The organism is Burkholderia sp. MR1-5-21, assembly GCF_053427715.1.
In genome coordinates, this window is sequence record NZ_JBSAXD010000035.1 from 37,270 (window position 1) to 55,658 (window position 18,389).

The following is an 18,389-nucleotide window of genomic DNA, read 5'->3' on the forward strand; positions in this document are numbered from 1 at the left end:
CAGTTGATTGAAGCAAGGAGCGGCAAGATGGACATGCACTGGATCGCGAGCGCAGCGGTATTGCTGGTAATGGCCGTACTGTCGGCGTACCGCGACGCGTTGAAGAACGAACCGATTCGACCGGGCTTCGAACGGGGCGGCGTGCCCTATATCGAGGAGTTCGAATCGTAAGAATTTGTATCCGGAAACTCGGTAAATTGTCGCTGGTCGGTGAATCGCACCGGCAATATCGACCGGCTGGCGCAATTATCGGTAAATCCGGAATGACAGGCGATGGGGTCATATCGGCAAGCGGCGTCGAGCGCATTTTCGGCACGTCACCGGATGACCCGGCGCTGTCCGGAAAATTATCGTGCCGCGTCGTGAATCGGCGCGGCGCACTCAACGCAATCAGGAAGCGATCATGTTGAAAGTTACCAAGGCCGTGTTCCCCGTTGCCGGTCTCGGCACACGGTTCCTCCCGGCGACGAAAGCGAGCCCGAAGGAAATGCTGCCCGTCGTCGACAAGCCGCTGATCCAGTATGCGGTCGAGGAAGCGATCGACGCCGGCATTACCGAGATGATCTTCGTGACCGGCCGCAGCAAGCGCGCGATCGAGGATCACTTCGACAAGTCGTACGAGATCGAGGCCGAACTTGAAGCACGCGGCAAGGAAAAGCTGCTCGAGCTGGTGCGCGGCATCAAGCCGAGCCACGTCAACTGCTTCTACGTGCGCCAGCCGGAAGCACTCGGCCTCGGCCATGCGGTGCTGTGCGCGGAAAAGCTCGTGCACGGCGAGCCGTTCGCGGTGATTCTCGCCGACGACCTGCTGCATGGCGAACAGCCGGTGCTCAAGCAACTCGTCGACGTGTTCAACCACTATCACAGCTCGGTGATCGGCGTCGAAACGATCGCGCGCGATGACAGCCGTTCGTACGGCGTCATCGAAGGCCGCGAGTGGGAAGAGGACATCATCAAGCTGTCGGGCATCATCGAGAAGCCCGCGCCCGAGGATGCGCCGTCGAATCTCGGCGTGGTCGGCCGCTACGTGTTCATGCCGACGCTGTTCGATCACCTGCGCAAGATCAAGCCGGGCGCGGGCGGCGAACTGCAGCTGACCGACGCGGTCCAGTCGCTGCTCGCGCACGAGCAGGTGCTCGCGTACCGCTACTTCGGCACGCGTTTCGATTGCGGCAGCAAGATCGGCTACCTCAAGGCGACCGTCGAGCTTGCACTGCAGCACCCGGAAGTCAGCCGCGAATTCGAGGCGTATCTGCGCACCTGTCTGCCCGCGCTGGCTGCCGTCGCATAAGGTTTCTTCGCGTCACGTTTCAGGTGGTGGTTGTTCCGTTGGCCCCGGTCCGCTTCGTGCGCCGGGGCATTTTTGCATGTGCGGGCGACGGCGGCGCAGGACTGCGCTCGGGGTGGTTCGGGGTAGCGCGTGGCGGATTGTTTCCGGCGTGCCGCCGGCCGGCTTGAGCGTGTCAGTGGCGAACGCCGTGACCGCATTCCGCGCGCCGGCCGCGGCCTTTTCGTCGTAGCCGAGGGTCCCGCCGCGTTCGACGCACGCGTCCGCGTACGAGAACGGCTGCTTCGCGTCGGCATTGATAGGCTGTCCGTATGCGTTCTCGATGATCCGGCAGTCGCGCGCGCCGCGCTTTCGACAGCATCACCGGCGGATTGAATGCACGCCCAGCGCGACGAATTCGCGTTCCCGGTCGATTACGTAGCCGCCACTGCCGCCGGAGCCGTGCGGCAGGATCACGCGCCAGCCGCTTTCATGGCCGGTGACGAATGCCTCGTCGATCATCGTCAACGACTCGAACGGCATCACGTCCATTCGCGCCTGCGCGCGGCCGGCCGTCGTCAGCGCGCCGACGAACGCTGCGGTGCCGCGAAATGCCGGTCGAGCAGCGCGGCGGCCGGCTTCTTGTAGTCGAGCAGCCGTTTTTCGAGATAACGCCAGGACAGATGCGCGAGCAGCACCGCGAGCGCGAACTGCAGCATTTCGGGCAGCACGTCCCGCACGAACGGCGGCAGCCGCGCACGATCGTAGAGCCCGGGCATCACGCCGAAGTGTGCGGGGATCAGGTTGTGGAACAGGTAGAAGCCGTAGCTGATCGTGCCGAGATACATGAGCGGCGCCCAGTCGAGCATCGCGACGGCAGGGTGGTCGGGCTCGGTGACGATCCACAGCAGCAGCGAGCCGAGCGACGCGGACAGGCCGAGATCGGCGAGCCCCTCGACCGCATCCGGCAATGTGACGCACGCGGGCAGCACGAGGAAGAACACGACGCCCACGGCGCCGAGCCAGCCCGGCGGAATGCGGCGCAATACGTGCGGTCCGTGGTCGGCGAGGGCCATCGCGCCGATGCCGCCCAGCGCGATCAGCGCGAAATTCCACGGCGAGAACGCGTAGATCAGCACCGGCGACGCATCGGCGAGATAGAGCCCGAGATGCGCGACCGCGCAGAGCGCGACTGCTGCAATGCCGAGCGCGACGTGCCGTGACGCGGGCATCGCGAGCAGCGTGAGCGGCGCGACCAGGTAGAACTGCTGCTCGACGGCGAGGCTCCAGAAGTGCGACGTGGAGCCGGGCCAGCCGTCCTTGACGACGCCGATCCACAGATTCGACAGGAAGATTGCATGCCATGCGAGGCCGAGGTTCACGCCGCGCTGGTAGAACAGCGCATGCGCGATCGCGAGCGCCGCGAGCAGCAGGTAATACACGGGGAAGATCCGCAGCGCGCGCTTGACGAGAAACAGACAGAGCGCATGGCGGCGCGTCAGCGTTCCGTGTTCGATCGCCTGCCGGTTGCGGTGCAGCTCGCCGACGATCAGGAATCCGCTGATGAAGAAAAACGTCCACACGCCGAGCTTGCCCACGTCGATCGCGAGGACGTGGCCTTTGTGGGACAGGAAGACGAGGATGACCGCGATGGCTCGCAGGCCGTCGAGTCCTTTGACGTATCTGGCTTCGCGCATGGGGGCGTCCGGGCATTGAGCGAGGCCAGTATAGGCGCGCAAATATCGAACGTAATTCGCGAGTCGACGCATACGTGAAGGCGTTTTTTGCATGCCGGGCCGCGTCGCAGTCTGCGAAGCGCAACAAAACCTGCGGAAAACCCCGGGAAAACGCATAAAAGTACTGCACGAAGCGTCACGGCGCTTGTAGAATCCGGCGTTGAAGCGCGCGTGTTGCGCGTTTCATGTATCCAACGACCACACCTGGTAGGAGAAACATGGCGACTTCCGCAAAAAAGGTGGCCAAGAAGGCTGCCGCACCGGCCAAGAAAGTGGCTGCAAAAAAAGCCGCGCCCGCGAAGAAAGTAGTGGCCAAGAAGGCCGTCGCTAAGGCGCCTGCCGCTCCGACGCCGCTGAAGGACAAGTTCACCAAGGCATCGCTCGCAGTGCACATCGCTGAGCGCGCAGCTGTCGAGGTGAAGGCGGTCAAGGCAGTGCTCGCCGCACTCGAGAACGTCGTGCTGGGCTCGGTCCACAAGAAGGGCGCAGGCGAATTCACGCTGCCGGGTCTGCTGAAGATCACGGCACAAGCTGTGCCGGCGAAGAAGAAGCGCTTCGGCAAGGATCCGTTCACGGGCGAAGAGCGCTGGTTCCCGGCGAAGCCGGCGAGCGTGCGCGTGAAGGCACGTGCGCTGAAGAAGCTGAAGGACGCGGCTGCCTAAGCAAGTGCGGCGCGACAGGCGCCGGCCGTATGCCAGTCATACGCCGGCGGCTGTGGCGGTGTCCGACGATCCCCGTGCGCGAAAGCGCATGGGGATTTTTTCTTTGCGCCGCCATTGTTGGTGATCCGAATTGCTGCGATGCAATCGCGTCAACCGTCGTGCGGTTGCGCGGGCGTCTCGAGGTTGAGCTGGTAGAACGCCGCATCGAGCCAGCGGCCGAATTTGAAACCGACCTGCGTGAGCGTGCCGGCATGCGTGAACCCGAGCCGCGTGTGCAACGCGATGCTGCCGGCATTGGTCGCATCGATGCAGCCGACCAGCACGTGCACCTGCGCGTCGCGCGCACGGCGAATCAGCTCGCGCAGCAGGCGCTCGCCGAGCCCGCGGCCGCGCTGTGCGTGATGCACGTACACGCTGTGCTCCACCGTGTACTTGTAGGCGGGAAACGCGCGGAAGGTTCCCCAGCTCGCGAAGCCCAGCAATGTACCCGACGCGTCGACCGCGCCGACGACCGGAAAGCCGCCCGCGCGCTTCGCCGCGAACCACGCGGCCATTGCCTCCGGCGGGCGGGGCACGTAGTCGTAAAGGGCCGTCGAATTGACGATGGCGTCGTTCAGGATCTCGAGGATGGCCGCCGCATGCTCGGCCTCGCTGCAATCGATCAGGCGCACGTCGTCGTGCGTTTTGGTGGGGTTCATTGAAGCTCCTGTTGGCTGGAGGAAATGCCGGATGAGCGGTGGCGGGTTCGTCGCGGCAAGCCCGATCGTGCGTTCGCTCACGCCGGTCGCATGCGCGTCCGTCAGGCGCCCTTCGCGCCGGCCGCAGCAAGCCCGTCGCAAAGAACCACGACGTAGCGCGCCGAACGGGACGCGGGGTTGCTGAAGACGATCGGCTGATCGAGCCGCATCGCCAGGCAGTCGCCTTCGCGAAGCTCGTGGCACTGATCGCCGAGCGTGACGTCGATGCGCCCGTCGAGTACCCAGACCTGCTGGTGCACGGTGGCGTCGCGCCCGCCCGTCTCGTACGCGACGCGCGCGCCAGGCGGGAAATTCACCTCGACGAGCTGGATCGGCGAGGGCCAGCCGGGCGGCGACAGATTGCGCCGCACGTAGCCGGACGCCGGATCGCGCCAGTGCGATTGCTGCGCGCGCCGCGCGAGCGGCTGGGCCGGCACGCCTTCGGGTTCGCCGTCGAACAGGCTGGCAAGCGATACGCCAAGGCCGACGGCGAGCTTGTCCAGCACGACCGCCGTCGGGCTCGCGGCGCCGCGCTCGATCAGCGAGATCATCGACCGGCTGACGCCGCAGCGCGCGGCCAGCGCGTCGAGCGTATGGCCGCGCATGGCCCGCAATTCGCGCACGCGGCGTGCGATGCGCTCGTTGACGTCGGTGTCGGCATCGTTATCCGTGGACACTGTCTGCTCCATCATAATGAAATTTATGTCCAGTATAGTAGAAATCGACGGCGGCAGAAACTTCGCTTGATGTGCGTCCTGTCGTGTCCGGGACGCAGGGCGTGTGCGGTCGTTGCGTGGCGGGGGCTGTCGGACCGATGCAGCGCGTCGTGCCGCGGTTCACGTGGCGGGCGGTGGTCTCGCCGGAATGCGGGCGATTCGGGGGAGAGGGCTCCGAGCCACCACGCCGGCACCATCCAAAAAATGCACTTCGTGGAATTCCGTGGATGTCGCTTACCGCCACTCAACGGTCGTAAACATTTCTCATCAGCGGCCATTCAGGTGAGCTCTGACGCCGCCGCTGCCCCTGGCCTCGACTGGAGGCGCATGATGCGGTGCCGTCATCGGCCCTTGCGCCTGAAGGTGAACACGGTGCCGCCGCAGCAGTTGCCGTCTCGCAGGTAGACGTCGAAGGTCTTGTCGACGACGGCATAGCTGACCGTCACGACGTCCACGCCGTCGTCGGGCAGGTAGTTGCCCGACATCGCCGGCACGAAATCGATCGCGTCGCGGGCGAGCAGGTAGAGATGCTCGTCATGGACGGTGGTGGCGGGCGACAGCGTCTTCAGGTCATCCTCGACTACGCTGTTGTGGGGCTGGCTGATCTCGTACTGCATGCCCGAGTCGCGATACGGGATCGACAGCAGCACCTTGCCGTCGACGCTCAGGCGCGCGGCGAGCGAGGCGTCCACGGTGACCGTCATGCTGTCGAGCCGGTGCAGGTCCTCGTTCGTCAGGCTCACGTCCGAGAACTCGCGGCGCGCCATCTCGATGGACGATACGTTCGATTTCCATCGGCCTTTGTCCCGCCATGAATCCCACATGCCGTTGGCACCCCCCGAGCCGCTGACGCCATCGAGCACATAAGTGCCGATCGCCTGCGTGAGAATCTCGCGCTTCGAGCCGATGATGATTTCCGAGGTCTGATGCGCGTCAACGGGCAATTGCCGGTCGCCACGGGCCGATGCCCAGGTGCCGCCGAGCGTGTCGCCGGCCACCTTGCCGGTGAAGGTGCCGGTGTGTTTGCCCGCGTCTCCGATCTCGTCCATCGTAAAGCTGCCTGATGGGTCGATCTTGCCGCTCAGATAGATGTCGTTGCGCTTGCCGGCGTAGCGATAGCTTCCCGTCAGCCTGCCGTCGACATTCTTGAGATCCATCGTGAACGCATAGCGATCGCCGATGCGGCCGGCGAAGATCTTGTGGAAGTACTGAGGGTCGGCCAGCGCCGTGGTGGCGGTCATCCAGGACAAAAGCAGGGCGGCGAGCCGCAGCGCGTGACGGAACATGGAGAGCGGTCGGGATTGGCGGTGGCCCGATTGTGTCACGCCTTGCCGATCGGCAATACGCGGCCGCGCGCGGAAATCGCCGGACTGGAAGAATTCCCAAGGTAATGATCGTCGGCAATGTCGGACCGGGCTTCGGCAGACCGCTTCGGACCGATCGCCGACGGTCCGCGCCACGTTCCCCGGGATCCCGCGATGAACCAAAAAAAAAGCCAGCCACGGCCGAAACCGATGACTGGCTTTCCAGGTCGGCGCGATGGCGTCGCGAGACGCCATGCACGCCGGGTACGTCGTTTTTAGAACTTGTGGCGCATGCCCAGCGCGACCAGTTCGGCCGAGCTCTTGCCGGCGAAGCCGTACGAGCCGATCGACGCTTGCGCGCTTTGCTGCACGCCGTTGACGAGCTGCGTGCCGCTCGCGTGCTGGTATGCGCCGACCAGGTACACGTCCGTGCGCTTCGACAGCGAGTAGTCCGCGCCGAGCGACACTTGGTGGTACTTGGCGTCCGTGTCGCCGCTCGACTTCGTGTACGAGTAGCCGAGGCCCAGCAGCAGCGGCGGCGTGACCTGGTACGTCGCGAACGCGCGGCCCGTGTTGTACTTCTCGGTCGAGCCGAAGCCCGAGGACGCGTCCGGCTTGTACTGCGCGTTGCTGTAGCCGAGGCCGACCGTCACCGGGCCGATCACGTACTGGCCAGCAACCTGAGCGATCGCGATCGACTTCGCCGTCACGTAACCCGAGTTGATCGGGCCGTCGATGATATTGTCGGACGTCGTCGAACCCCAGCCCGTGCGGAGGCCAGCGGTCGTCGGCGACGGGTTGTTCGCATAGAAGTAGCCTGCAGCAACGCCGACCGGGCCGTTGTTGTATGCGGCTGCGACCGACCAGGTCTGGCCTGCACCCGTCTTGCCTGCAACACCGCCGAGGGCGTACATCGCTTCGGCCTGGAAGCCGGCGAACACCGGCGACGTGTACTTGATCGCGTTGCTGACGCGCAGGCTGTTGTCGTTGTTGTCGACGTCGCCCGGCGTTGCGAACGTGCTGCCGAAGTAGTTGTCAGCCGTGACAGCCTGGACCAGGTCGACGACCGGGTCGTACTGGCGGCCGAGCGTCAGCGTACCGTACTGCGCGCTTTCCAGGCCGACGTATGCCTGACGGCCGAACATGCGGCCGCCCTGGTTCAGGTGGCCCGTGCCCGGATCAAAGCCGTTTTCCAACTGGAAGATTGCCTTCAGGCCACCGCCCAGATCTTCGGCGCCCTTCAGGCCCCAGCGGCTGCCCTGCAGGTTGCCCGACAGCATTTGCCACGAGTTGTTGGCCTGGCCGTCATTGCCATGAACCCATGCGATCGACGTGTCGATCACGCCGTACAGCGTCACGCTGGATTGAGCGTGAGCAGCGCCGGCGGCGCCCAGCAGGGCGAGCGAGAGGGTAGACAGTGCGAGTTTCTTCATCGTTGAGTTTCTCCACGCAGTGATTCATGTTTCGTTATTTGTTGCGGATTGGAGAATAGCGCAGTGCCAACCGGGCAAGAAAGGTCAAAAAATAAAGTGTCTCGAAAATATCACAGCGTAGAAAAATCCATATATATCAAGGACATCAACGAATATTGCTTTTTTTGGAATAGTTGACAAATGTTGCGTTGCGATTGTTGTGGCGGCTGGCGAGCCGCGCGCGACGCAGCAGGATTTCGTGCTTTCGCGGCAAGAATCGGGGGCGCGCAAACGTTTGCGATCGCGTGCTCGGGCTCAGTGGGTGTAAACGCGTACGGAAGCGTGCGCGAGCCTGCGGCTCAGGGCGTGAAAAACGGGATTGCGGAAACCGCGCCGCTCGCGTAAGTCGGCAACCGTGCCCTGCGTCAGCCGGCGGATTGAGGCGGATCAGGTTCCGGGCGGCCGGTCGCCGGCGGCCGCGTCGGTGCGCGCATGCACGGCGCCGCGGGCCGCCGCGAATTCCGCGCCGAGCAGCAGCACCGCGGCCGAGAAGTACAGCCACATCAGCAGCACTGCGAACGACCCGGCCGCGCCGAACGCGCTCGCGGTGCCCGCGTGCGCGAGATACAGCGCGAACAACTTCTTGCCGCCGGAGAACAGGACCGCGGACACGCTGCCACCGATCGCGGCGTCGCGCCACGCGACGCGCGCGTCCGGCAGGAACTTCATCAGCGCGGCGAACGCGCCGGCGAGCACGGCGATGCCGACGACGAACTGCAGCACGTTGGTGATCGCGATGTAGGGCGAATCGCCCCACAGCCACGTACCGACGAACGTGATCGCGGTGTCGAGCACGAGCGACACGATCAGCAGGAACGCGACGCCGAGCACGAGCCCGAACGAGACCAGGCGCACCCGCACGAGGCCGAGGACGCTCGACCAGCGGCTTTCGGTCGCCGGCCAGATCACGCTGAGCGCGGTGTTCAGCGACGCGAACGTCGCAGACGCGCCGATCGCCAGCGCGGCGAACGAGATCAGCGTGGCGACGCCGCCGCGCCCGGCGCTGCGGTGCGCGTTCTGTACGATGGTCTGCACGCTCGTCGCGGCATCGTTGCCGATCAGCTGGTGCGCCTGCTCGAACACCTGGCCGCGCGCGGCGTCGTCGCCATAGAACCAGCCGGCCACCGCGATCACCATCACGAGCATCGGCGCGAGCGAGAACGCGGAAAAGAACGCGATGCTCGCGGCCATCGCCGAGCAGCGGTCGGATGAAAAGCGCCTGAACGCGATCAGCGCCCAGTTGGCCTGTCGTTTTGCAACACGTGTTGCTTCCTGAACGGGGAGGATCGGTGGTTTCATCGAATGTCGGGGCGCGACGCCGCGGAATGCCGGCAATCGCTGCGAATCGGACAAATCAGAATTGATGTGAAGAACTAATCATAGTTGCGCGAACTGTCTATAATTCCTTTCAATTACCCCCCACGATAAAGCCGAGACCATCATGCTACAAATGTCCCGGCGCCAGTTCCTGAAAGTGACGGCCACGTCGCTCGCCGGATCGAGTCTGGCCCTGATGGGCTTCTCGCCGACCGAAGCGCTCGCCGAGGTCCGTCAATACAAGCTGGCGCGCACCGTCGAAACGCGCAACACCTGTCCATACTGCTCCGTCGGCTGCGGCATCCTGATGTACAGCCTCGGCGACGGCGCGAAGAACGCGCAAGCGAGCATCATCCATATCGAAGGCGATCCCGACCACCCGGTCAACCGCGGCACGCTGTGCCCGAAGGGCGCGAGCCTGATCGACTTCATCCACAGCCCGAGCCGCCTGACGCATCCGGAATACCGTGCGCCGGGTTCGGACAAGTGGGCGCGCATCTCGTGGAGCGACGCGCTCGACCGGATCGCGAAGCTGATGAAGGCCGACCGCGACGCGAACTTCGTCGAGACGGCCGAGGACGGTTCGAAGGTCAACCGCTGGCTCACGACCGGCATGCTGGCCGCGTCGGCGGGCAGCAACGAGGTCGGCTACCTGACCCACAAGACCGTCCGCAGCATGGGGATGCTCGCATTCGACAACCAGGCGCGTGTCTGACATGGCCCGACGGTGGCAGGTCTTGCCCCGACGTTTGGCCGTGGAGCGATGACGAACCACTGGGTCGACATCAAGAACGCGGACGTGATTCTCGTGATGGGCGGCAATGCAGCCGAGGCCCATCCGTGCGGCTTCAAGTGGGTGACCGAAGCGAAGGCGCACCGCAAGGCGCGGCTTATCGTCGTCGATCCGCGCTTCACGCGCACCGCCTCCGTGGCGGACTACTATGCGCCGATTCGCACCGGCACGGACATCGCGTTCCTCGGCGGCGTGATCAACTACCTGCTGACGAACGACAAGATCCAGCATGAGTACGTGAAGAACTACACGGACTTCACGTTCATCGTGCGCGACGATTTCGCGTTCGACGACGGCATCTATTCCGGCTACGACGCGGACAAGTACGCGTATCCCGACAAGTCGAGCTGGGACTACGCGCGCGGCGACGACGGCTTCGTGAAGGTCGACCCGACGCTCTCGCATCCGCGCTGCGTGTACAACCTGTTGAAGACGCACTACGCGCGCTACACGCCCGAGATGGTCGAGCAGGTGTGCGGCACGCCGAAGGACACGTTCCTGAAGGTCTGCGAGATGCTCGCGACGACGGCCGTGCCCGGCCGCGCCGGCACGATCCTGTACGCGCTCGGCTGGACCCACCACTCGATCGGCGCGCAGATGATCCGCACCGGCGCGATGGTGCAGCTGCTGCTCGGCAACATCGGCATCGCGGGCGGCGGGATGAACGCGCTGCGCGGCCATTCGAACATCCAGGGGCTCACCGACCTCGGGCTGATGTCGAACCTGCTGCCCGGCTACATGACGCTGCCGACGCAGGCCGAGCAGGATTTCGACGGCTACATCAAGACGCGCACGCAGCAACCGCTGCGGCCGAACCAGTTGAGCTACTGGAGGAACTACAAGGCGTTCCACGTCAGCTTCATGAAGTCGTGGTGGGGCGACGCGGCGAACGCCGGGAACAACTGGGGCTATGACTACCTGCCGAAGCTCGACAAGCAGTACGACCTGCTGCAGACGATCGAGCTGATGTACGCCGGCAAGATGAACGGCTACATCTGCCAGGGCTTCAACCCGCTCGCGGCGGCGCCGTCGAAGGTGAAGACGGCCGCGGCGCTCGCGAAGCTGAAGTGGCTCGTGATCATGGATCCGCTCGCGACCGAGACCTCCGAGTTCTGGAAGAACCACGGCGAGTTCAACGACGTCGATGCGTCGAAGATCCAGACCGAGGTGTTCCGGCTGCCGACGTCGTGCTTCGCGGAGGAGCGCGGCTCGCTCGTGAACTCCGGCCGCGTGCTGCAGTGGCACTGGCAGGGCGCGGAGCCGCCGGGGGAGGCGAAGAGCGACCTCGAGATCATGTCGGGGCTGTTCCTGCGGATGCGCGACGCGTACCGGAAGGACGGCGGCAAGTATCCCGATCCGATCGTCAACCTGACCTGGCCGTACGCGAACCCGGCAAGCCCGACCCCCGAAGAGCTCGCGATGGAGTACAACGGCCGCGCGCTCGCCGATCTGCCCGATCCGAAGGATCCGTCGAAGACGCTCGTGAAGAACGGCGAGCAGCTCGCGGGCTTCGCGCAGCTGAAGGACGACGGATCGACCTCGAGCGGCTGCTGGATCTTCTGCGGCGCGTGGACGCAGGCCGGCAACCAGATGGGGCGGCGCGACAACGCGGATCCGACCGGCATCGGCCAGACGCTCGGCTGGGCGTGGGCGTGGCCCGCGAACCGGCGGATCCTGTACAACCGCGCATCGTGCGATCCGTCCGGCAAGCCGTTCGACCCGACCCGCAAGCTGATCGGGTGGAACGGCAGCGCATGGACTGGCCCCGACGTGCCGGACTTCAAGGTGGACGAGCCGCCCGAGAACGGGATGGGCCCGTTCATCATGAACCCGGAGGGCGTCGCCCGCTTCTTCGCGCGCGCCGGGATGAACGAAGGCCCGTTCCCCGAGCACTACGAACCGTTTGAAACGCCGCTCGCCGCGAACCCGTTCCATCCGAACAATCCGCAGGCGCTGAACAACCCGGCCGCGCGCGTGTTCCCGGACGACCGGGCGGCGTTCGGCAAGGTCGACCAGTTCCCGCACGTCGCGACGACCTACCGGCTGACCGAGCACTTCCACTACTGGACGAAGCACGCGCGGCTGAACTCGATCATCCAGCCGCAGCAATTCGTCGAGATCGGCGAGGAGCTCGCGAAGGAGGTCGGCGTCGCGCACGGCGAGCGCGTGAAGGTGTCGTCGAACCGCGGGCACATCGTCGCGGTCGCGCTCGTCACGAAGCGGATCAAGCCGCTGACGGTCGACGGCAAGAAGGTGCAGACGGTCGGCATCCCGTTGCATTGGGGCTTCAAGGGGTTGACGAAACCCGGCTATCTCGCGAACACCCTGACTCCGTCCGTGGGCGACGGCAACTCGTACACGCCGGAATTCAAGTCGTTCCTGGTGAAGGTCGAAAAGGCGTAAGGGGGCGGAGATGGCATTGCAATCGCTGGATATCAAGCGCGTCTCGGCCGCCACCACGCCGCCGCCCACCGCGCGCGAGCCGGTGACGGGCAGCGTCGCGAAGCTGATCGACGTGTCGAAGTGCATCGGCTGCAAGGCGTGCCAGACCGCGTGCATGGAGTGGAACGACCTGCGCGACGAGATCGGCACGAACGTCGGCGTGTACGACAACCCGGCCGATCTGTCCGAGCATTCGTGGACGGTGATGCGGTTCGCCGAGTACGAGAACCCGGACGGCCACCTCGAATGGCTGATCCGCAAGGACGGCTGCATGCACTGCGAGGATCCGGGCTGCCTGAAGGCGTGCCCGGCGCCGGGTGCGATCGTGCAGTACAACAACGGGATCGTCGATTTCCACGAGGAGAACTGCATCGGCTGCGGCTACTGCGTGACCGGCTGCCCGTTCAACATTCCGCGGATCTCGAAGCAGGATCATCGCGCGTACAAATGCACGCTCTGTTCCGACCGCGTCGCGGTCGGCCAGGAACCGGCCTGCGTGAAGACCTGCCCGACGGGCGCGATCGTGTTCGGCACCAAGGAGGACATGAAGCGGCACGCGGCCGAGCGGATCGAGGACCTGAAGGAGCGCGGCTTCGAGCATGCGGGGCTGTACGATCCGCAGGGCGTCGGCGGCACGCACGTGATGTACGTGCTGCACCACGCGGACAAGCCGTCGCTGTACCACGGGCTGCCGGACAACCCGACGATCAGCCCGATGGTGAGCCTGTGGAAGGGTTTCGCGAAGCCGCTCGCGGTTGCGGGCATCGCGCTGACGGCGCTCGCGGGCTTCTTCCACTACATACGGGTCGGCCCGAACGAAGTGAGCGACGAGGACGAAGTCGCCGCCCGGGATGAAGCGCGACGCATCAAGGAGGACGCGAAATGAAGCACGACGACCCCAACCTGATCGTCCGCTACACGGCGAACGAGCGCACGAACCACTGGATCACCGCGATCTCGTTCGTGCTGCTCGCGCTGTCCGGGCTCGCGATGTTTCATCCGTCGATGTTCTGGCTGTCCGTGCTGTTCGGCGGCGGCCAGTGGACCCGGATCCTGCATCCGTTCGTCGGCCTGGTGATGTTCGTGTCGTTCGCGGTGATGGCGGTACGCTACTGGCACCACAACCTGCTCGACAAGGACGACCGCCAGTGGCTGCGCCAGATCGGCGACGTGCTCGCGAACCGCGAGGACAGGCTGCCGGAGGTCGGACGCTATAACGCCGGACAGAAACTGCTATTCTTCGCGATGATGGCGTGCCTCGCGCTGTTGCTGCTGTCGGGCATCGTCATCTGGCGACGGTATTTCTCGTTCTACTTCCCGATCGGGGTGATCCGGGTCGCGGCAGTGGTCCATGCCGTCGCGGCGTTCGTGCTGATTGTCGGCATCGTCACGCATATCTATGCGGCGCTGTGGATCAAGGGCTCGATCCGGGCGATGGTGCGCGGCACGGTGACCCTCGGCTGGGCGCGCAAGCACCACCCGAAATGGTTCCGTGAAAGCGTGAAGTAGCGCACCAGAACGGGGCGGCGTGCCGCCCCGTCCAGTCGTCGGAATCGCCGAAAGCGCCGAAATGTCGGCGCTTGTTTTTTTGGAAGACACAATCGTGACACAACGCATTCTCGAACCGAACGATATCGCGGCGCTCGATCGTTCGGCGATCCCGCGCTTCCGCCTGCCGGAGCGCGCAACGATTTTTTCGGCGCGCGCCGCGCGCCTGCGCCAGCTCGCCGATCTGAACCCGATCGGCGGCTACCTGCGGCTGATGGCCGTCGTCGCCGACGCGCAGCACGCGCTGCTGCAGGAATGCGCGACGCAGATGCCGTCGACGGAGGCGATCGCGCGTGCGCAGCAGCATTCGATGCCGCTCGTACCGGCGCTGTCCGGCGAACGCGACCCGCAATGGCGCGACGTGCTGCACGACCTGGTCGACCGCGTCGAGCGCGCGGGGCTCGTGAATCCGTCGCTCGCGAAGCTGCTGGACCGGATGCGCCTGATGGCGCCCGCCGAACTCGATGCGCAGGCCGATGCGATCCTCGCGCTGCGCTTCGCGGAGGTCGACCCGGCCACCGCGCCGTTCCTGACGGCGGCGCTGCAGATCGTCTGGACCGACCTCGCGAGCCGCACCCTGCCGGCCGACGTGCCGTTCCTCGACCAGCCGGGGCTGTGCCCGGTGTGCGGCACGCACCCGGTCGCGAGCGTCGTGCGCATCGGCGGCCCGTTCGAGGGCTACCGCTTCCTGCAGTGCGGGCTGTGTGCGACCGAATGGCACATGGTGCGCACCAAGTGTTCGCACTGCGATTCGACGAAGGGCATCGCGTATCACGGCATCGAGGGCGGCAGCGAAGCCGTCAAGGCCGAATCGTGCGACGAATGCAAGACATACCGCAAGATCGGCTACCAGGAAAAGGACTACGATTTCGAGCCGCTCGCGGACGATCTCGCGAGCCTCACGCTCGACCTGCTGATGAACGAGGCCGGCTACCAGCGCAGTTCGCCGAACCCGCTGCTGTGGCCGGACGTGTCGCGGGAAGAATGATGCCTTTGCGGGGGACGGGAGACCAAAACCAGTGACCGAACCAGGCCTGAACGAATTGAATGCCGTACTCGCGCGCGTGCCGTCCGTCGAGCGCGTGCTGTCGTCTGCGCCACTTCAGCCGGTGCTCGACGAATACGGCCGCACGCGCGTGCTGAACGCGGTGCGCGCGGAACTGGAACGCTGGCGAACCGCCGCACAGCATGATCCGTCGGCGGCCGAGCCGCTCGACGAAGCGCGCATTGCCGCCGCCGTCGCCCGCACGCTCGCCGCGCAAAGCGCGAGCGCGATGCGTGCGGTGTTCAACCTGACGGGCACGGTGCTGCACACCAACCTCGGGCGCGCGCTGCTGCCCGACGACGCCGTGCGCGCGGTGGTCGTGGCGCTCACGCAGCCGGTGAGTCTCGAATTCGACCTGGCGACGGGCCGCCGCGGCGACCGCGACAGCCTCGTCGACGCGCTGTTGTGCGAACTGACGGGCGCCGAGGCCGCGACCGTCGTCAACAACAACGCGGCCGCGGTGCTGCTGACGCTGTCGGCGCTCGCGGCGCGGCACGAGGTGATCGTGTCGCGCGGCGAGCTCGTCGAGATCGGCGGCGCGTTCCGGATTCCCGACATCATGAGCCGCGCAGGCGCGCGGCTGCGCGAAGTCGGCACGACCAACCGCACGCACCTGCACGACTACGCGGACGCGATCGGCCCGCGTACCGCGCTGCTGATGAAGGTGCACTGCAGCAACTACGCGATCAGCGGCTTCACGAAGGAAGTGACGCTGCCGGAGCTTGCGCCGCTCGCGCGCGAGCACGGGCTTCCGGTTGCCGTCGATCTCGGCAGCGGCGTGCTCGCCGACCTCACGCAATGGGGCCTGCCGCACGAGACCACCGTGCGCGAAACTGTGGCCGGCGGCGCAAACGTTGTCACGTTCAGCGGCGACAAGCTGCTCGGCGGGCCGCAGGCCGGCCTGATCGTCGGCGACCGCGCGCTGATCGCGAAAATCAACCGGCATCCGCTGAAACGCGCGCTGCGCGTCGGCAAGCTGACGCTCGCCGCGCTCGAACCCGTGCTGCGCCTGTACCAGGCGCCGGAGTTCCTGCGCGAGCGGCTGACGACGCTGCGCCTGCTGACGCGGCCGCGGCAGGACATCGCCGACGCTGCCGCGCGCGTGGCCCCGGCGCTGCAGGCCGCGGTCGGCAGCGGCTACATGGTCAGCGTCGAGCCGATGTTCAGCCAGATCGGCAGCGGCGCGCTGCCGGTCGATCAATTGCCGAGCGCCGGGCTCGTCGTGCGCACGCCGGACGGCAAGCGCGGCGGCCGCGCGCTCGCGCAGCTCGAGAAGCGGCTGCGCGCGTGGCCGCGGCCGGTGCTCGGGCGCGTCGCGGACGGCGCGCTGCGGCTCGACCTGCGTTGCCTCGAGGCCGCCGACGAAGCGGCATTCGTCGCGCAATGCACGCGCGTCGCGGAGCCGGCTGCATGATCGTCGGCACTGCGGGACACATCGACCACGGCAAGACGACGCTGGTGCGCGCACTGACGGGCGTCGATACCGACCGCCTGAAGGAAGAGAAGGCGCGCGGCATCTCGATCGAGCTCGGCTATGCGTATGCGCCGCTCGACAATGGCGACGTGCTCGGCCTGATCGACGTGCCCGGGCACGAGAAGCTGATTCATACGATGGCGGCCGGCGCGTGCGGAATCGACTTCGCGCTGCTCGTGATCGCCGTCGACGACGGCGTGATGCCGCAGACGCGCGAGCATCTCGCGATCCTGCAGCTGCTCGGCGTCACGCACGGCGCGGTCGCGCTGACGAAATGCGATCGCGTCGACGCCGCGCGCCGCGCGCAGGTGCGCGACGAGATCGCCGCATGGCTGCACGATTCCACGTTGGCCGACGCGCCGATCTTCGACACGTGCGCGACCGTCGCGGACGATTCGGGTGTCGCGGCGCTCAAGCGCCACCTGTTCGACGCGGCGTGTCACTGGCGCGCGCGCCGCGACGACGGGCTGTTCCGGCTTGCGGTCGATCGCGTGTTCACGCTGGCGGGGCAGGGCACGGTCGTGACCGGCACCGCGTTTGCGGGCCAGGTGAAGACCGGCGACACGCTTGCGGTCGTGCGCACCGGCGACGCGGCGCGCGTGCGCAGCATTCATGCGCAGAATCGCGCGGTCGACGCCGGTCGCGCGGGCGAGCGCTGCGCGCTGAACCTGGCCGGTGTCGACAAGGCCGACGTCGCGCGCGGCGACACGGTGGCGGATGCGCGGCTCGTCGCGACGTCACCGCGGCTCGACGTCGAGCTGACGCTGCTCGCGGACGCAGCGCTCACGCTCACGCACTGGGCGCCGCTGCACGTTCACCTCGGCACGCTGCATCGCGTCGCACACATCGCGCTGCTCGACGGCGACGCGATGGCGGCGGGGCAACGGATGCGCGTGCAACTGGTGTTCGACGAGCCGGTGTTCGCGCTGCCGGGCGACCGCTTCATCGTGCGCAATCCGCAGGCGACGCACACGGTCGGCGGCGGTCGCGTGCTCGATCCGTTCGGGCCCGCGCGCAAGCGCCGCACGCCGGCGCGCCGTGCATGGCTCGACGCGCTCGCGACATGGGTCGACGAGCGGCGGCTCGATGCGCTGCTCGGCGAGGCGCCGCTCGGCATCCCGCGTGCGACGCTCACGCACCTGACCGGTTTCGCGCCGGATGCGCTGACGCTACCCGGCGACGCACTGGCGATCGGCCGGCACGGTGCCGCGTCGAACGACGGCTGGGTGATCGCGCGGACGCACTGGCGGGCGCTGCAGGAAAAGGCGATCGAGACGCTGTGCGCACACCACGAGCGGATGCCGGACGAGCAGGGGCTCGATGCTGCGCGTTTGCGGCGGATGGCTGCGCCGCTCGTCGACAACGTGCTGTGGCGCGCGCTCGTCGATGCGCTGGTCGACGGCGGCGATATCGTGCGAAGCGGTCCGTGGCTGCATCTGCCGTCGCATGCGGTGCGTCTCGATGCGCGCGAGGAAGCGCTCGCGCAAAGACTGCTGCCGCTCGTCAGCGCCGGACGTTTCGATCCGCCGTGGGTGCGCGATCTCGCCGGCACGACCGGTGCGGCCGAAGATGCCGTCCGCGCGCTGTTGCGCAAGCTGGCACGGCGCGGCGACGTGCATCAGGTCGTGCGCGACCTGTTCTATCACGCGGACGTGGTGCGGGAACTGGCGGGACTCGTCGCGCAACTCGCGCACGCGCGTGCGGGCGGCGTCGATGCGGCGACGTTTCGCGATGCGACGGGGCTCGGCCGCAAGCGCGCGATCCAGATTCTCGAGTTCTTCGATCGCGTTGGGTATACTCGCTTCCACCGCGATCTCCACCTCCTGCGCCCCGATAGCGGTTGGCTCGATGTCACGGTGTAGGCGCTCGTTTTTTC

Annotated in this window: 16 protein-coding genes; 9 read left to right on the forward strand and 7 right to left on the reverse strand. The window is 66.3% G+C overall.

Annotated elements, in window-relative coordinates; translation table 11 throughout:
- Positions 1-27 precede the first annotated feature (27 nt).
- Together ACV229_RS33605 and galU are read left to right on the forward strand one after the other, a co-directional pair.
- The gene (locus tag ACV229_RS33605; protein ID WP_185732181.1) at positions 28-171 is read left to right on the forward strand and encodes a hypothetical protein; all 144 of its coding nucleotides are present in this window, start codon (positions 28-30) and stop codon (positions 169-171) included.
- Between the two features lie 232 nt (positions 172-403).
- Entirely contained in the window at positions 404-1,291 is an 888-nt protein-coding gene (gene galU, locus ACV229_RS33610; RefSeq protein WP_448087395.1) for a UTP--glucose-1-phosphate uridylyltransferase GalU, read from the forward strand.
- A 357-nt stretch (positions 1,292-1,648) separates the two neighbouring features.
- Here the strand turns inward: galU and ACV229_RS33615 are convergent, their stop codons facing one another.
- The gene (locus tag ACV229_RS33615) at positions 1,649-1,789 is read right to left on the reverse strand and encodes a hypothetical protein (RefSeq protein ID WP_448087396.1); all 141 of its coding nucleotides are present in this window, start codon (positions 1,787-1,789) and stop codon (positions 1,649-1,651) included.
- Positions 1,790-1,845: 56 nt separating this feature from the next.
- Positions 1,846-2,964 carry an acyltransferase family protein gene (locus ACV229_RS33620; RefSeq protein ID WP_448087397.1) on the reverse strand — a complete coding sequence of 373 codons (1,119 nt, stop codon included), beginning with the start codon at positions 2,962-2,964 and terminating at the stop codon, positions 1,846-1,848.
- A 257-nt stretch (positions 2,965-3,221) separates the two neighbouring features.
- On the opposite strand from ACV229_RS33620, the gene ACV229_RS33625 reads away from it, so the two are divergent.
- Positions 3,222-3,665 carry an HU family DNA-binding protein gene (locus ACV229_RS33625; RefSeq protein ID WP_042587451.1) on the forward strand — a complete coding sequence of 148 codons (444 nt, stop codon included), beginning with the start codon at positions 3,222-3,224 and terminating at the stop codon, positions 3,663-3,665.
- 149 nt (positions 3,666-3,814) lie between these two features.
- Here the strand turns inward: ACV229_RS33625 and ACV229_RS33630 are convergent, their stop codons facing one another.
- From ACV229_RS33630 to ACV229_RS33650, 5 genes are all read right to left on the reverse strand, one after another.
- On the reverse strand, positions 3,815-4,363 hold the full coding sequence (locus tag ACV229_RS33630; protein ID WP_448087398.1) for an N-acetyltransferase family protein: 549 nt from the start codon (positions 4,361-4,363) through the stop codon (positions 3,815-3,817).
- A gap of 101 nt (positions 4,364-4,464) precedes the next feature.
- Complete coding sequence (locus ACV229_RS33635) at positions 4,465-5,091, reverse strand: helix-turn-helix domain-containing protein (RefSeq protein ID WP_448087443.1); 627 nt, start codon at positions 5,089-5,091, stop codon at positions 4,465-4,467.
- Positions 5,092-5,459: 368 nt separating this feature from the next.
- Complete coding sequence (locus ACV229_RS33640) at positions 5,460-6,677, reverse strand: hypothetical protein (protein WP_448087399.1); 1,218 nt, start codon at positions 6,675-6,677, stop codon at positions 5,460-5,462.
- A gap of 20 nt (positions 6,678-6,697) precedes the next feature.
- Complete coding sequence (locus tag ACV229_RS33645; protein WP_448087400.1) at positions 6,698-7,855, reverse strand: porin; 1,158 nt, start codon at positions 7,853-7,855, stop codon at positions 6,698-6,700.
- 426 nt (positions 7,856-8,281) lie between these two features.
- On the reverse strand, positions 8,282-9,193 hold the full coding sequence (locus ACV229_RS33650; protein ID WP_448087401.1) for a YihY/virulence factor BrkB family protein: 912 nt from the start codon (positions 9,191-9,193) through the stop codon (positions 8,282-8,284).
- 142 nt (positions 9,194-9,335) lie between these two features.
- Here ACV229_RS33650 and fdnG point away from each other — a divergent pair, with 142 nt between their 5' ends.
- The 6 genes from fdnG (at position 9,336) to selB (ending at position 18,375) form a co-directional block, all read left to right on the forward strand.
- On the forward strand, positions 9,336-12,407 hold the full coding sequence (gene fdnG / locus ACV229_RS33655) for a formate dehydrogenase-N subunit alpha (protein ID WP_448087402.1): 3,072 nt from the start codon (positions 9,336-9,338) through the stop codon (positions 12,405-12,407).
- Positions 12,408-12,417: 10 nt separating this feature from the next.
- Complete coding sequence (gene fdxH, locus ACV229_RS33660; protein WP_448087403.1) at positions 12,418-13,332, forward strand: formate dehydrogenase subunit beta; 915 nt, start codon at positions 12,418-12,420, stop codon at positions 13,330-13,332.
- Complete coding sequence (locus ACV229_RS33665; RefSeq protein WP_448087404.1) at positions 13,329-13,955, forward strand: formate dehydrogenase subunit gamma; 627 nt, start codon at positions 13,329-13,331, stop codon at positions 13,953-13,955. The genes fdxH and ACV229_RS33665 overlap by 4 nt, the downstream gene beginning before the upstream one ends.
- 94 nt (positions 13,956-14,049) lie before the next feature.
- Positions 14,050-14,982: a formate dehydrogenase accessory protein FdhE gene (fdhE, locus tag ACV229_RS33670; protein WP_448087405.1), complete on the forward strand. Its 933-nt coding sequence runs from the start codon at positions 14,050-14,052 to the stop codon at positions 14,980-14,982.
- A 31-nt stretch (positions 14,983-15,013) separates the two neighbouring features.
- Positions 15,014-16,453 (forward strand): L-seryl-tRNA(Sec) selenium transferase, encoded by a 1,440-nt coding sequence (selA, locus tag ACV229_RS33675; RefSeq protein ID WP_448087406.1) that lies wholly within the window; start codon positions 15,014-15,016, stop codon positions 16,451-16,453.
- The gene (gene selB / locus ACV229_RS33680; RefSeq protein ID WP_448087407.1) at positions 16,450-18,375 is read left to right on the forward strand and encodes a selenocysteine-specific translation elongation factor; all 1,926 of its coding nucleotides are present in this window, start codon (positions 16,450-16,452) and stop codon (positions 18,373-18,375) included. Before selA ends, selB begins: the two co-directional genes overlap by 4 nt.
- The last annotated feature ends 14 nt before the right edge of the window (positions 18,376-18,389 follow it).

Coding starts and splice junctions, on each gene's coding strand:
- ACV229_RS33605 (WP_185732181.1), top strand. CDS start 28: ATGGACATGCACTGGATCGCGAGCGCAGCGGTATTGCTGGTAATGGCC.
- galU (WP_448087395.1), top strand. CDS start 404: ATGTTGAAAGTTACCAAGGCCGTGTTCCCCGTTGCCGGTCTCGGCACA.
- ACV229_RS33615 (WP_448087396.1), bottom strand. CDS start 1,789: ATGATCGACGAGGCATTCGTCACCGGCCATGAAAGCGGCTGGCGCGTG.
- ACV229_RS33620 (WP_448087397.1), bottom strand. CDS start 2,964: ATGCGCGAAGCCAGATACGTCAAAGGACTCGACGGCCTGCGAGCCATC.
- ACV229_RS33625 (WP_042587451.1), top strand. CDS start 3,222: ATGGCGACTTCCGCAAAAAAGGTGGCCAAGAAGGCTGCCGCACCGGCC.
- ACV229_RS33630 (WP_448087398.1), bottom strand. CDS start 4,363: ATGAACCCCACCAAAACGCACGACGACGTGCGCCTGATCGATTGCAGC.
- ACV229_RS33635 (WP_448087443.1), bottom strand. CDS start 5,091: ATGGAGCAGACAGTGTCCACGGATAACGATGCCGACACCGACGTCAAC.
- ACV229_RS33640 (WP_448087399.1), bottom strand. CDS start 6,677: ATGGCGTCTCGCGACGCCATCGCGCCGACCTGGAAAGCCAGTCATCGG.
- ACV229_RS33645 (WP_448087400.1), bottom strand. CDS start 7,855: ATGAAGAAACTCGCACTGTCTACCCTCTCGCTCGCCCTGCTGGGCGCC.
- ACV229_RS33650 (WP_448087401.1), bottom strand. CDS start 9,193: ATGAAACCACCGATCCTCCCCGTTCAGGAAGCAACACGTGTTGCAAAA.
- fdxH (WP_448087403.1), top strand. CDS start 12,418: ATGGCATTGCAATCGCTGGATATCAAGCGCGTCTCGGCCGCCACCACG.
- ACV229_RS33665 (WP_448087404.1), top strand. CDS start 13,329: ATGAAGCACGACGACCCCAACCTGATCGTCCGCTACACGGCGAACGAG.
- selB (WP_448087407.1), top strand. CDS start 16,450: ATGATCGTCGGCACTGCGGGACACATCGACCACGGCAAGACGACGCTG.